Origin of the sequence: Collinsella sp. AM40-7AC, assembly GCF_003468125.1 — a bacterium.
Classification (GTDB): Bacteria; Actinomycetota; Coriobacteriia; order Coriobacteriales; family Coriobacteriaceae; genus Collinsella; species Collinsella aerofaciens_O.
On sequence record NZ_QSGK01000004.1, the window covers coordinates 141,441 to 154,699 of the forward strand.

13 protein-coding genes are annotated in these 13,259 nt (G+C 59.6%); 8 read left to right on the forward strand and 5 right to left on the reverse strand.

From position 1 onward, the window contains the following. Nucleotides 1-63: 63 nt before the first annotated feature. Entirely contained in the window at nucleotides 64-978 is a 915-nt protein-coding gene (locus tag DW892_RS04875; protein WP_233503834.1) for a ketopantoate reductase family protein, read from the reverse strand. A gap of 261 nt (nucleotides 979-1,239) precedes the next feature. Here DW892_RS04875 and DW892_RS04880 point away from each other — a divergent pair, with 261 nt between their 5' ends. The 5 genes from DW892_RS04880 (at nucleotide 1,240) to DW892_RS04900 (ending at nucleotide 6,645) form a co-directional block, all read left to right on the forward strand. After that, nucleotides 1,240-2,427, forward strand: coding sequence for an aldo/keto reductase (locus tag DW892_RS04880; protein WP_117766086.1), 1,188 nt, complete (start codon nucleotides 1,240-1,242; stop codon nucleotides 2,425-2,427). Between the two features lie 98 nt (nucleotides 2,428-2,525). Continuing rightward, nucleotides 2,526-3,392 carry a deoxyribonuclease IV gene (locus DW892_RS04885; RefSeq protein WP_117766088.1) on the forward strand — a complete coding sequence of 289 codons (867 nt, stop codon included), beginning with the start codon at nucleotides 2,526-2,528 and terminating at the stop codon, nucleotides 3,390-3,392. A gap of 147 nt (nucleotides 3,393-3,539) precedes the next feature. Next, nucleotides 3,540-4,400: an ABC transporter substrate-binding protein gene (locus DW892_RS04890; protein WP_099431468.1), complete on the forward strand. Its 861-nt coding sequence runs from the start codon at nucleotides 3,540-3,542 to the stop codon at nucleotides 4,398-4,400. 118 nt (nucleotides 4,401-4,518) lie between these two features. Continuing rightward, nucleotides 4,519-5,880 (forward strand): ABC transporter permease subunit, encoded by a 1,362-nt coding sequence (locus DW892_RS04895; RefSeq protein WP_233546831.1) that lies wholly within the window; start codon nucleotides 4,519-4,521, stop codon nucleotides 5,878-5,880. 12 nt (nucleotides 5,881-5,892) lie between these two features. After that, entirely contained in the window at nucleotides 5,893-6,645 is a 753-nt protein-coding gene (locus DW892_RS04900) for an amino acid ABC transporter ATP-binding protein (protein ID WP_055251428.1), read from the forward strand. 117 nt (nucleotides 6,646-6,762) lie between these two features. Here the strand turns inward: DW892_RS04900 and DW892_RS04905 are convergent, their stop codons facing one another. Continuing rightward, a complete protein-coding gene (locus DW892_RS04905; RefSeq protein ID WP_117640805.1) occupies nucleotides 6,763-7,182 on the reverse strand; it encodes a flavodoxin in 420 nt (139 codons plus the stop codon). A 46-nt stretch (nucleotides 7,183-7,228) separates the two neighbouring features. Next, entirely contained in the window at nucleotides 7,229-7,933 is a 705-nt protein-coding gene (locus DW892_RS04910) for a DUF3793 family protein (RefSeq protein WP_117766092.1), read from the reverse strand. Nucleotides 7,934-8,107: 174 nt separating this feature from the next. Between DW892_RS04910 and DW892_RS04915 the strand changes: the two genes are divergently transcribed. Further along, a complete protein-coding gene (locus DW892_RS04915; RefSeq protein ID WP_117766094.1) occupies nucleotides 8,108-8,491 on the forward strand; it encodes a heavy-metal-associated domain-containing protein in 384 nt (127 codons plus the stop codon). Between the two features lie 26 nt (nucleotides 8,492-8,517). Here the strand turns inward: DW892_RS04915 and DW892_RS04920 are convergent, their stop codons facing one another. Both DW892_RS04920 and DW892_RS04925 read right to left on the reverse strand, forming a co-directional pair. Further along, complete coding sequence (locus DW892_RS04920) at nucleotides 8,518-8,943, reverse strand: hypothetical protein (RefSeq protein WP_233540402.1); 426 nt, start codon at nucleotides 8,941-8,943, stop codon at nucleotides 8,518-8,520. After that, the gene (locus tag DW892_RS04925) at nucleotides 8,936-10,441 is read right to left on the reverse strand and encodes a DNA repair protein (RefSeq protein ID WP_117766096.1); all 1,506 of its coding nucleotides are present in this window, start codon (nucleotides 10,439-10,441) and stop codon (nucleotides 8,936-8,938) included. Before DW892_RS04925 ends, DW892_RS04920 begins: the two co-directional genes overlap by 8 nt. Before the next feature lie 223 nt (nucleotides 10,442-10,664). Here DW892_RS04925 and DW892_RS04930 point away from each other — a divergent pair, with 223 nt between their 5' ends. Further along, entirely contained in the window at nucleotides 10,665-11,189 is a 525-nt protein-coding gene (locus DW892_RS04930; RefSeq protein ID WP_158551284.1) for an iron-containing alcohol dehydrogenase, read from the forward strand. A gap of 199 nt (nucleotides 11,190-11,388) precedes the next feature. Then, entirely contained in the window at nucleotides 11,389-13,083 is a 1,695-nt protein-coding gene (gene pgi, locus DW892_RS04935) for a glucose-6-phosphate isomerase (RefSeq protein ID WP_117766098.1), read from the forward strand. The last annotated feature ends 176 nt before the right edge of the window (nucleotides 13,084-13,259 follow it).

The window sequence follows — 13,259 nt, forward strand, 5'->3', positions numbered from 1 at the left end:
CCGTAAGGGGAGTGCCCTTGCGGCGGCTTTGCTGTTGAGTCTGTTGACGTGGTGAGTCGGGCGCTACCAGCTTGCCTCGATATCGCGAATGCGCTGATAGAGCCATTCGTTCTGCGGTGCCTGGATATCGTGCTTGGCCGCCAGACGGCAGATGGTGCCGGCGAACTCCTCGACCTCGGTTTTGCGCCGCGCGACGCGGTCTTGCGCCATCGAGGGCATGCCGGCGGGATCGATTCCTTCGATGAGGTGCACCATCTGCGTCAGGTCTGCCTCGGTCAGCTCAACGCCCTCGGCGTTGGCGACCGCAAGCGTTTCGCGCATGGCGGAAACAAGGCAGCGACGCTGCTCGGAGCCCGGCTCCGTGGCACTTCCGTACGTGCCGCCGTAGGCCATGCAGGTCTGGTTGATGCCGTCGTTGAGCATGAGTTTGGCCCACATGCGGTGCGCAATGTCGCTCTCGACGGTGTGTGCGATGCCGCAGCGCGTGTAGAGCTCGTCGATTGCGGTGATGGCTGCGGGATCCGTACCGGCCGCCGCGCCAAAGCGGATTTCGCCCGTGTTGGTAAAGGTGAGCTCTCCGTTGAGAAACACAGCGTCCATGCCCTGGCAAATACCAAGAACGGTATGCTCCCAGCCAAAGCGCTCGGCAATCTTTTGCTCGCTCGTGATGCCGTTGCACAGCGAGGCGATGAGCGTATTGGGTCCCACGACGCGCTCCATAGTCTTGAGTGCTTGGTCGAGACCGGTGGTCTTGACCGTCAGGATGACCAGATCGGCGGGCGTTGCCTTGCTGGCGCGGACGGACTTGAGCGCACAGGGCTTGCCGTTGACGGTGAGCGCATCGTTTGCGTGACGCTCAAAACGGGCGTCATCCATAACGTATTCGACGGCGTCATTGCCGAGGGCCTTGGCAATCATGCTGCCGTAGAGCAGGCCGACGCCGCCCTTGCCGATAAAGGCGATCTTGTTGATCTGCATGCGAATCATCTCCCCATATAAAAGGCGCCCGCGTAAGGGGCGCCTGATGGATTGTATGCTGCCGGACCATGCTGCGTGCACCGGATGGCCGTATTTGTTTGTTGCTCCTTTCATCGGGCTTTTTGCTGATGTTAAAGCGGTGCCGTGACAGCTCGATTTCTGCTGCGTTACGATACGTTCTCGATTGCGATTCCACGATGTTTCGGCCGCGTGACCATTGTGTTTCGTCTTGCCGGGGCGCTGATGGCGAAAGGAGGGGCCGTGCAATACCGCGTTGACCCCAAAAGTGGTAACCGAATATCTGCTCTGGGTCTGGGCTGCATGAGATTTCCCGGTGCGCCGGGACACCCCGATGCGAAGACGGCCGATGCCATCATTTCCCGTGCGGTGGAACAGGGGATTAATTATCTGGATACTGCGTATCTTTATCCCGGTAACGAGGTGTGCGTGGGCGCCTCACTTGAGCGCTTGGGGCTGCGTGACCGGGTGTTGCTGGCGACTAAGTTGCCGCACGCTTCGTGCAAATGTGCGGAGGATTTCGACCGCTTTTTTGACGAGCAGCTGCACCGTTTGCGGACCGACCATATCGACTACTACCTTATGCACAACATCACCTCGCCCGCCCAGTGGGAGCGCGTGGTGGCGTTGGGCATCGAGGACTGGATTGCGCACCAAAAGGCTGCGGGGCGTATTCGCCAGATAGGTTTTTCGTATCACGGCAGTGCGGCGGACTTCCTGACGATGCTCGACGCGTATGACTGGGATTTTTGCCAGATCCAGTACAACTACGCTGGAGAGCGCTACCAAGCGGGAACGGCGGGACTCATGGCGGCTGCGGAGCGCGGGCTCGCGGTGTTTGTGATGGAGCCGCTGCTGGGCGGGCGTTTAGCGGGCAAGCTGCCGCCGCGGGCCCGCGCTGTGCTCGATGGCGCCCCTGACCCGCATTTGCGCACTCCTGCCGCCTGGGGCCTTTCGTGGGTGTGGAACCATCCTCAAGTCACGATGCTGCTTTCGGGCATGACCGATACCGCGCAGGTGGACGAGAACGCGGCATTGGCGGATCGCGCACTGCCGAATTCGATGACGACAGAGCAGTTCGATACCATCGCGCGTGTGCTGGGAGAGTTTGAGAAATCGAATCGCGTGCCCTGTACGGGCTGCGGCTACTGCATGCCGTGTCCCAAAGGCATCAATATCCCTGGGTGTTTCGCCGCCTACAACGCAAGCTATGCGCACAGCTGGTTTACGGGCCTGTCGCAGTATTTTACGGCGAGCGCGGTGCGGACGAGTGAGCCCAAGTTGGTGAGCAATTGCGTCAAATGCGGCAAATGCGCACGTCACTGCCCGCAGCACATCGATATTCCTGAGCGTCTCGACGATGTGCGCCGACGTTTCCAGCCTGGCCCCGTAACGGCCGCGCTTAAAGCCTTTTGCAAAACGCGTTCCTGATGCCCCTTTTATAAGTTGCGGTGGAATAGTTCCTGTTTGCGGCAGAATAGGGCATCGACAGGAACTATTTCACCGCAACTGATGAGGGGGAGCTGGAGATGCTGACGATTGGGTGTCATCTTTCGACGACGAAGGGCTATCGGGCGATGGGGGAGACGGCGCTATCCATTGGCGCCAACACCTTTGCATTCTTCACGCGCAACCCGCGCGGCGGCAAGGCGAAAGATCTTGACATGGATGACGTGGCGGCCCTGCGCGAGCTTATGGAGAAAAACGACTTTGGCCTGCTTGTGGCTCATGCCCCCTATACCTACAACCCCTGTTCTGCCAAAGAGCGGGCACGCGAGTTTGCCTTGGAGGCAATGGCCGAGGACTTGCAGCGTCTGGAAGCGCTGCCCGGCAACTACTACAACTTCCACCCCGGCGCGCATGTGGGGCAGGGGACTGATGCTGGCATTCAGATGATCGTCGACACCTTGTGTCAGGTGATGTTTGAGGGGCAGCAGACGACGGTGCTGCTCGAGACCATGGCGGGAAAGGGTACCGAGGTGGGCCGTAGCTTTGAAGAGCTGGCGCGCATTATCGAGGGTGCTGCCGCCAGGCGTCCAGAGCTATCGGACAAGCTGGGCGTGTGTCTGGACACCTGCCATGTGAGCGATGCCGGCTACGACATCATCCATGATCTGGACGGCGTACTCGACGAGTTCGACCGCGTGGTGGGTATCGATCGCTTGCATGCCGTACACATCAACGATTCGAAGAACCCTTGTGGCGCCCATAAAGATCGTCACGAGTGCATCGGCAAGGGATACCTTGGCAGCGAGGAATTTGGTGGCGGTATGCAGGCTATGCAGAATATTGTATCGAATGGCCACTTGCGTTCGCTGCCGTTTATTTTGGAGACTCCGAACGAACTTACAGGTTATGCAGCTGAAATTAGACTATTAAGGTCATTGCAGCAGTAATGACTGTCACAAAGTAGAGTATTCCATTCACGTTATGGGTTTGTTTCAATCAGTTTTCTCATTGCAGATTCGTAATTCCGGGTGCATAATAGCCAACAGTTTTTGCAGACCTCTGAATCAAACGAGGTCACCGGAAGGAGACTGATTATGAAGCTGAAGAAGCTTGGCGCATTTGCCGCCACGGGTGCTATGGCACTCGCCCTTGCTCTGACGGGCTGCGGTTCGTCCAACGCCACCTCTGGTTCTGATGCCGGTTCCAGCAGCTCTGACGACGCTAAGGTCGAGAAGGTCGACGGCTCCAAGGAGTACGCGCTCGTCAAGGACGGCACGCTGACCGTCGGCACCTCTGCCGAGTACGCGCCGTTTGAGTACAAGGATGACAACGGCGACTACCAGGGCTTTGACCTTGAGCTCATCAAGGCTATCGGTGACAAGCTGGGTCTGGATGTCGAGTACGTCAACAATGACTTTGACACGCTGGTTCCGGGCGTCGCTTCGGGCGCCAAGTATGACGTTTCCATCGCGGCTATCACCGACACGCCCGAGCGTGAGAAGGAAGTCACTTTCTCTGATTCCTACTACATGGACGATCAGGCTATCGTGACCAAGGTCGATAACACCGACATCACGGCCGACAACTACAGCGAGAAGCTCAACAACGCCGACGCTACCATCATCGTCCAGTCTGGCTCGACCGCCGAGGCCTTTGCCCAGGAGAACTTCCCCAAGGCCAAGATCGTCCCCTACAAGGACGCCACCGAGTGCTTCAGCGCCCTGCAGTCCGATAAGGGCGACGCCGTAGTCACCAACCGCTCCGTTGCGAGCCAGCTGACCGCCGAGCAGTTCAACACCTGCCAGACCATCAAGCAGATCAGCACCGGCGAGGAGTACGCCATCGCCATCAACCAGGGCAACACCAAGCTCAAGGACGACATCAACCAGGCTATCAAGGACCTGACCGACGACGGTACCGTCGACGCCCTCATGGCTAAGTACAATATCAAGTAAAATAACTACTTGATTGCGCGCGGGCCCTTTCCGTTTTGGCGGAAAGGGCCTTTGCGCTTCTCTTGACGGAGAGCGTTTCCGTCTCGTTTTGCCGGCAACTTCTACGATAGGAGCCACCTTGTCTCGACTGAACAAAGGGGCCGCGGAGCAGCGTTTTCCACTGCCCTCGATGCTCCAAAAGCTGGCCTGTGCCCTGGCTGTGGCGCTCGCCCTGGTATGCGCGGGGGCCTGCGTGCCCACGACCGCCCAGGCGCTTGAGACCGCAAAGATTACCGCCCGACCCAATACCGGTTCGGGTAGCGATGTGGTCGGCGGCACCGAGACGCGCATCACTTGGGAAGTTCAGGCCGATGCCGACGAGGAGCTGAGCGGTCTTTCGCTGACGTTTGTCGACGGCACGACGTTTGGTACCGATGACACGCGATTGACGATGCTCTCGGGCGAGGACCTCATGGATCGTACGCCCATGAAGCCCACGTGCAAGGCTGACGGCCAGACGCTCAAGATTGACTTTGGCGAGACGGCGCCTGCCGGCGGCTATTTCCGCGTCGAGGTTTACGGTGTGACGTTTCCCGTCGAGGGCGGCGATGAGGCCTTTAGCGGCACCTATACGCTCGCCGACGGTTCGACCAAGAAGATCTCCAAGATTCCGTCGGTGGAGATCAAGGGCGTGACGGCCTTCGATAACTTCCTGACCGACCTTAAGGAGCAGCCGTGGGTCGAGGCGTGGAACTCCAATATGTTCCTGCGCCTGTTCCTGAACCCGGTCATTTTGGTCCAGAGCCTGCCGATCGTCTTCAAGGGCTTCCTTATGTCGCTTTCGATCGTGCTCGTGGCGTTTCCGCTGGCAATTCCCTTTGGCTTTGCCCTGTCGCTTATGCGCATCTCCAAGTCGCGCATCCTGCGCTGCCTCGCCGGCATCTACGTGAATATCATTCGCGGTACGCCGGCGTTCCTGCAGATCTATATCGCGTTCTTCGGTCTGCCGTTGGCCGGCGTCAAGGTGGACGACTATGTTTTGGGCGTTATCGTCATGGCCATGAACTCGTCTGCGTACCTGTGCGAGATCTTCCGTGCCGGTATTCAATCGATTCCCAAGGGCCAAAACGAGGCTGCTCGCTCTCTGGGCATGAATGCCTTCCAGACGCTGCTCTACGTTATGATTCCGCAGACGTTCCGCAATGTTTTGCCTACGCTGACCAGCGAGTTTATCTTGCTTTACAAGGATACGTCGCTGCTTGCCGCCGTGGGTGTGGTCGAAATCGTCATGAACGCCCGTACCATCGTGGCCACGACGGGCTCCATTACACCGTACGTGGTTGCCGCCCTGTTCTATCTGGTCATCACCCTGCCGCTCGCTCGCTTGGTGAGCGGTCTTGAGGCGAGGCTTTTGGGTACGACCGAGACCAAGAAGAAGCGTCCCGCCAAGAGCGCCGGACAGGTTGTCGCGACGCCTGCCGATCACATCGCCGGTCTGTAAGGAGGTCCTATCATGAGCGAAACCAATAACTCGAACGAGGTCGTCGTCAGCATTAAGAACCTCCAGAAGGCCTTTGGCGATAACGTGGTCCTGCGCGATATCGATCTGGATGTGCATAAGGGCGAGGTCGTCGTAGTTCTGGGTCCTTCGGGCTCGGGCAAGTCGACGATGCTTCGCTGCATCAATCGTCTGGAGCATCCTACGAGTGGTTCGATTGTCGTCGAGGGCGTGGATGTGTGCGCCAAGGGCGTTGACCTCAATAAGGTGCGTACGCACTTGGGCATGGTGTTTCAGCAGTTCAACCTGTTCCCGCACCTGTCGGTCAAAAAGAACGTCATGCTTGCGCAGCAAAAGGTGCTCAAGCGCAGCAAGGAAGAGGCCGAGAAGATCGCCGTCGAGGAGCTGACCAAGGTCGGTCTTGCCGAGCGTATCGACTTTATGCCGAGCCAGCTCTCGGGCGGCCAGCAGCAGCGCGTTGCCATCGCCCGCGCCCTGTCGATGAACCCTCACGTTATGCTCTTTGACGAGGCCACGTCGGCGCTCGATCCCGAGCTGGTTCGCGACGTTCTGGGTGTCATGCGCGACCTGGCACGCGATGGCATGACCATGATCGTCGTGACGCACGAGATGGGCTTTGCCCGCGACGTCGCCGACCGCGTCGTCTTTATGGACGGCGGCGTCATTGTGGAAGAGGGTACGCCGAGCGAGGTCTTCGACCACCCCAAGAGCGAGCGCACCAAGGCGTTCTTGGGCAATATCTCGTAGCCGGTTGATGTAACTGCCGTTATAAAAGAGCGGGGGCTGGACTTGAACTGCACCCCCGCTCTTTTGTAGGGATAAGGATGCGCTTTGATGCAGACTCTTTTGGAGGTCCTGGGTTCGTTACGCGAGCTCGGCTCCGAGGGCCTTGCAAGCGGTCTCGCCCTCATCGTCGGGCGCATCGTAGCAAATGACGGAATCGACGACATTGACGCCCGCCTCGTCGGCATCGGCCTTCCAGTTGTCCATCCACTCGCCCTCGGCCCACGAATAAGAGCCAAAGAGGACGACCTTCTTATCGCCGAGGGTCTCCTTGACCTCGTCCCACATAGGCTGGAACTCGTCATACTCAAGCTCCTCGGAACCCATGGCGGGGCAGCCGAAGGCAATGGCGTCATAGTTGGCGGCCTTGTCTGCGGAGAAGTCGGCGCAGGAGATGACCTCTGCCTCGGCGCCGGCACCGGTTGCACCCTCGGCAACGAAGTTTGCCATGGCCTCGGTGTTGCCTGTACCGCTCCAGTAGACGACGGCGATCTTGCTCATATGTCTTCCTTTCGGTTGTGCGGCGTGCGGCCGCGTTTTGTATGCTCTATCGGGTTGCCTGGACAAGTTGTCCCAGAGTGCAGCCCTGTTGATAGATGTAGGTAAGGTATTGCGTGCATGTGCGATAGGAATCGAAGGTCGTGAGCGCCTGCTCAACGTTTGTGTATACCTTCCATGCGCCAAAGACCTTATAGTTTTCGCCGTGCTGGACGATAAACTGATGGACATCTTCGTAGGGATAGCCCAAAAAATAGCCAATTTCGTGGGGGAACTCGCACGTGCGGCCCGTATCACAGTGCCTATTTCGCGCGAGTGCGCAGACGCTGCCGTCATAGGCACTTTCTGCGGCATTGCTGCTTGCCAGCGTGATGCGCGCGGCGAGATGCACCAAGGATGCGGGCAGGTTGTGGACATCGTAACCTTCGGTGACAAGCGCCGTCATGGCGCGGGGGTCGGAGAGGTATTGCATAAGGTCCGCAGGGCGGTACACATAGATGAGCGCTCCGCAGGGGCGCCAGACCAAAACGCTCATATGGATCCCGAGTGGCTGAAGCTCGCGGTTGCATTGGGCTATGACGGCGAGCAGGCGAGAGCGTCGCTCTTCGATATGGGCGGCGCCGGGTTTTCCGTTTTGGTTGGCGTAAACGCCGGGATAGGTAAAGAGTGAAGCCGGCTTGATACCTGCGAGCGTAGGGGAGCAGTTGCGCACGACAGCCGTTTGGTATGTTGGGATGTCAATGGTTCGAGTCACGTTGCCCCTTTCGAGCCCTCACTTGTTAGCCTAGGAAAACTTATACACGAAAGTAAGCCTTGGTCAACTAAAAAGTTTGAATAGGGAAACTATTGACCGAACGGACATGATTTTGGGTTAAGATGGGGACACCCCATGGGGGTATCTAGATAGTGCTACTTGAAAGGGGAACGCATGAGTGACTTGCTCAACCCTGCGAATCTCATCGTGCTAGCCGTCATTGCCGTCGGCATGTTTTTTGGGTTGCGTCGCATTGCCGCTTCGACACACGGGAAGAGTTGCTGCAGCGATGGTGCGAGCGGCAAGAAGGCCAAAAAGGTTGTTGTGGTGGATACCGATGCGTCACACTATCCCTATAGCGATGAGCTGCTCATCGGCGGCATGAGTTGCGACGGCTGCGCTCAGAACGTGGCCAATGCCCTCAATGCGCTGGATGGTGTGTGGGCAACGGTGACGTATGCGGACCACACGGCACGCGTGCGCTCTAAGCAGCCGGTTGATCGTGGTGTCCTCGAGACGGCCGTGAAAGACGCGGGCTACTACGTCATGACGCTGTAAGCGTCGCTCTGGATGCGCTTCCTTGGCTAGGCTCGTCCGCGCAGTTCGATGTCTTGGATGTCGTCGAAGTCGATGGCGATGTCTCGGAGCTTGAGGAGCTTGAAGGCGGGGAGCGCCTCGTCGAGGATGCCGGTGCGGCTGCGATAGCCGTATGTATCGTAATAGGTGACACGAACCAAGTCGCCACGTTTGAGACCCTCGAGTTTTTTAGAAAGCACGAGGGCTTTTTCTTCCGTGAGCTCACGTTTTGGCTCGACGGTGATTTCCTGCTTGCGCACGAGTTCGTAGTATCCCGTGAGGGCGGCAAAGGGCATAAACTGTGCGGCGCGGTTGGCGCGCACGGCACCATTGGCAGTGAGGTTGGGGTCGGCGGCGCGGCGTCTGCCCTCGGGGTCCGCCAGGCGCTCGAAGGCGGTCGGCGGGCGCACGGGCTGTTGTTTGGGTTTAGGCACGGTGTCCTCCAACTTGTTCGTTGCGTTCGCGCGCGGTGGCGCCGGCGGTAAAGCTTAATCCCTTGACGAGCGCGTTCTTGCCGTACTTGCCTTTCACGGCCAGGACGGCGCGCGCTAGGTCGCGCTCGCGCTCATCGGCCTCGATATCGCTGAACAGATCGATGGTGGCAAATTCCTCGGGCATGAGGTTGCCAAATCCCAGGTTGATGCGCTTGACCGGTCGTTTGGGATCGACCGTTTGTGCCCAAAGGTCATCGAAATAGCCCATGATCTTCTTAAACGAATTGGTGCGCTCGGGTAGCTTTCGCGAGGCGTTGGAGTGCGCAAAGAGTGCGGCATAGCCACCACGCGGTTTGCCGCCATGCTCTCCCACAAAGATGCCATCGATTGCCTGCGCTTCGCGCACCAGGCGGCGCCGTTCGTCATCGCGCTGGACGGGCTTGGGAGCACGGGGCGCGAGCTCGGGACCGTCGGTCGCTGCGGGCTCGATGCCCGAGGTGCTCGAGCGCAGGTGCCCGCAGCCGTCTATATACTGCGCCGTGCCGCTGGCGTTGAGCCGGCGTATGTCGGCGCGCTCGCTTGCATAGCCCACAAAGAGCGAGATGCTGTCGCACACCACGTGCTTGTCGATCAAATCCAGCACGGCGGCATCGACCATTTCGCGCAGGACGGTGTAGGCCTGCTCGTAGGCATAGCCCTTCGAGAGCACCTGCCCCGTGGTGGTCGAGGTCGCTTGCGGGCGATAAGCTTGGATATCGGCGATGGTTGTCGGCTCACGCCCGAAGGCGTGGTCGATAAGATATTCGGCATTGACGCCGAGCTCATCGTAAAGCAGGTTTTCGTCGAGCGCGGCGACGCCCATCAAATCGTAGACGCCGTACTTTTCGAGGCGGGCTGCCACGCCGGGGCCGATGCCCCAGATATCGGTAATGGGACGATGGGGCCAGATCTCCTTGCGGAAGGTCTCGTCGTCGAGTATGCCGATGCGGCTGGGTGCGTGCTTGGCGGTAATGTCGAGCGCTACCTTGGCCTGGAATAGGTTGGGGCCGATACCGACCGTCGCCGTGACGCCGGTGCGCGCGAGGACCTCGTCGCGCAACATGCAGGCGAAGCCTTCCGCATCGGTGTGATAGAGGTCCAGATATGGCGTCACGTCGATAAAGCACTCGTCAATTGAGTAGACGTGAATGTCTTGCGGACTGACGTATTCCAGGTATATACCGTAGATCCGCGCCGACACCTCCATGTAGTGCTGCATGCGCGGTACGGCCTTAATGTAGTCGATGCCATCGGGTATTTCGAACAGGCGACAGCGGTTGTGAATCCCTAGGTCCTTCATAGCCTGCGTGATAGCGAGACAGATAGTCGTGCGTCCGCGCGATTCGTCGGCAACGACCAGGTTGGTGGTGAGCGGATCGAGCCCACGATCGACGCACTCGACGCTGGCATAAAACGTCTTGAGGTCGATGCAGATGTAGGTGTGCTGCTCGTGCGCCATCCGAGCCCTCCCATCAAACACATGTTCTTATCGAATACCTGTTCGATAATACCTGCTCGACCGGACACCGTCAAAATCTGTCCCTATTTGGCAGGTATGGTCGTGCGGCTGCATCGGGTTTTAACGCAGCCCTAAAGAGCGCGAAACAGCTCGGAAAAGCTTGCTTCGTAGCATGAGACTAACGATTGATGCCACCATAAAGCACGGAAGGGTTGTGGGGATAATGGTTAACTATGGGTTTGGTATGCCGACGCGCTTGGTTGCGGATGGGGACGTGGCTCGCTGGTGCGGGCGATTGGTTGCCCACTATGGCGGCACCAAGACACTGGTCGTGCTGGGAGGCGACAAGCACACGCGTGATGAGCTCGTTTCGGCGGCGCTGGGCTCGCTCGATCGCGCCCTGCTCGAACGCGTGCTCTTTCGTTGCGGCTTGGTCGGGGGCGACGGGGGAGACGATTTGGTCGATGAGGCCGTAGCCCTGGCGACCGATGAGGGCGTGGACTTTGTCCTGGCGATCGGCGATGCCGATACGGCGGGCTTTGCGCGCGAACTCGCTCGTCGCATGGCCGTGCTCGATGCCGGCGAGGACGGCTTTGTTCCCTACGGATGCATCGTCTCCGAGGGAAAAGTGCCCGCCGTTGTGGGCGCCGGCGAGGTTCCCGTTTTCGCCATCATCGCCCCCGAACTGCTGGAGGGTATCGGCTCGCCCTTGCGCGAGCTGCTCGGCAGCGTGTGCGCCGCGGCCTAATATTTACCATAAAGGGATGGGTTATTTTTGATTGGCAAAGCGTTTGACCTGCCAAAATAAACCTGTCCCTTTTTGGTCGGTTGCCGTTGGGGGGCCGATTGGCAACGCTCGCTGATTATAGTCTTGACCTGCGCTAGAATAGTGGCATCTGAATGTCCGGGCGCATGGAGGCGTGTGCCCGTATGCTGAGGAGGACCCTATGGCAACTGTTGCCGCACCTATCGATGCTACGTCGACTGCCGCTTGGAAGGCGCTCGAGGCTCATCAGGAGAAGCTCGAGGCCGAAGGTATCGACCTTAAGGCCTGGTTCGCCGCCGATGCCGAGCGCGTGAACAAGCTGAGCTTTGACGCCGGTGACCTGCACTTCGACCTGTCCAAGAACCTGGTGACCGATGAGACCGTCAAGCTGCTGTGCGATCTTGCCCGCGAGGTGAAGCTCGAGGAGCGCCGTGACGCCATGTTCTCCGGCGAGCACATCAACACCACCGAGGACCGCGCCGTCCTGCACACCGCGCTGCGCCGCCCGGCGAGCGAGAAGGGCCAGCTCATCGTCGACGGCCAGGACGTCGTCGCCGACGTGCACGAGGTCCTCGACCGCATGTACGCCTTCGCCGAGCGCGTGCGCTCCGGTGAGTGGAAGGGCGTTACCGGCAAGAGGATCGAGCACCTGGTGTCCATCGGCATCGGCGGCTCCGACCTGGGCCCGGTCATGGCGTACGAGGCTCTGCGTCCCTATGCCGACGCCGGTATCGATTGCCGCTACATCTCCAACATCGACCCCAATGACCAGGCAGAGAAGCTCAAGGGCCTGGATCCCGAGACAACGCTCGTGATCATCGTCTCCAAGACCTTCACCACGCTCGAGACCCTCACCAACGCCCGCGAGGTCAAGACCTGGATGCTCGAGCAGCTCAAGGCTCAGGGCGCCATCGATGGCTCCGATGAGCAGAACGCCGAGGCCGTGGCCAAGCACTTCGTCGCCGTTTCCACCGCACTCGAGAAGGTCGAGGCCTTCGGTATCGACCCGGCCAACGCCTTTGGTTTCTGGAACTGGGTCGGCGGCCGCTACTCCGTCGACTCCGCCGTGGGCCTGTCGCTGATCGTCGTGCTCGGCCCCGAGCGTTTCCAGCAGTTCCTCGAGGGCTTCCACGCCATCGACGAGTACTTCTGCAGCACCCCGCTCGAGAACAACGCCGTCGCGCTGATGGGCCTACTCAACGTCTGGTACGTCAACTTCTTCGGTTCCAAGAGCCACGCCGTGCTTCCGTACTGCCAGTACCTGCACCGTTTCCCGGCCTACCTGCAGCAGCTCACCATGGAGTCCAACGGCAAGCATGTCCGCTGGGACGGCAGCGCCGTGACCTCCGACACCGGTGAGATCTTCTGGGGCGAGCCCGGCACCAACGGCCAGCACGCCTTCTACCAGCTGCTGCACCAGGGCACCGTGGTGGTCCCGGCCGATTTCATCGCCTTCGCCAATACCGCCAACCCTGCGACCGATAGCGGTCAGGACGTGCACGAGCTGTTCCTGGGCAACTTCCTGGCCCAGACCAAGGCACTCGCCTTTGGCAAGACAGCCGACGAGGTTCGTGCCGAGGGCACGCCCGAGCAGATCGTCCCGGCCCGTTGCTTTGAGGGTAACCGCCCGACGACCTCGATCTTCGGCGACACGCTGACCCCGTTCGCACTCGGCGAGCTCATCGCCCTGTACGAGCACATCACGTTTGTCGAGGGCACGGTCTGGGGCATCGACTCTTACGACCAGTGGGGCGTTGAGCTGGGCAAGCAGCTTGCCAAGCAGATCACCCCGGCCTTCCACGATAACGCCGCCAAGGCCGAGCAGGACGCTTCGACCCAGGCGCTCATCGAGTTCTATCGCGCGCACCGCAAGTAGGATTCGCTGCGAAAACTAACGCATAGCCGACAAGGGCCCGTATCCGTTGGGATGCGGGCCCTTTGCTATTTGGATAGGATGGAATGTATCGGGAGGCGCCTCGACGGGCATCGCAATCGTCGAAGGCGCGCCGGCCATGTTTGGGACAATATGATATTTTTCCCGTTGCAAACAGC

Bases quoted from the DNA above. Each gene is read 5' to 3' on its own strand.
- DW892_RS04885 (WP_117766088.1), top strand. From the start codon at position 2,526: ATGCTGACGATTGGGTGTCATCTTTCGACGACGAAGGGCTATCGGGCG.
- DW892_RS04875 (WP_233503834.1), bottom strand. From the start codon at position 978: ATGCAGATCAACAAGATCGCCTTTATCGGCAAGGGCGGCGTCGGCCTG.
- DW892_RS04890 (WP_099431468.1), top strand. From the start codon at position 3,540: ATGAAGCTGAAGAAGCTTGGCGCATTTGCCGCCACGGGTGCTATGGCA.
- DW892_RS04905 (WP_117640805.1), bottom strand. From the start codon at position 7,182: ATGAGCAAGATCGCCGTCGTCTACTGGAGCGGTACAGGCAACACCGAG.
- pgi (WP_117766098.1), top strand. From the start codon at position 11,389: ATGGCAACTGTTGCCGCACCTATCGATGCTACGTCGACTGCCGCTTGG.
- DW892_RS04915 (WP_117766094.1), top strand. From the start codon at position 8,108: ATGAGTGACTTGCTCAACCCTGCGAATCTCATCGTGCTAGCCGTCATT.
- DW892_RS04925 (WP_117766096.1), bottom strand. From the start codon at position 10,441: ATGGCGCACGAGCAGCACACCTACATCTGCATCGACCTCAAGACGTTT.
- DW892_RS04900 (WP_055251428.1), top strand. From the start codon at position 5,893: ATGAGCGAAACCAATAACTCGAACGAGGTCGTCGTCAGCATTAAGAAC.
- DW892_RS04930 (WP_158551284.1), top strand. From the start codon at position 10,665: ATGGTTAACTATGGGTTTGGTATGCCGACGCGCTTGGTTGCGGATGGG.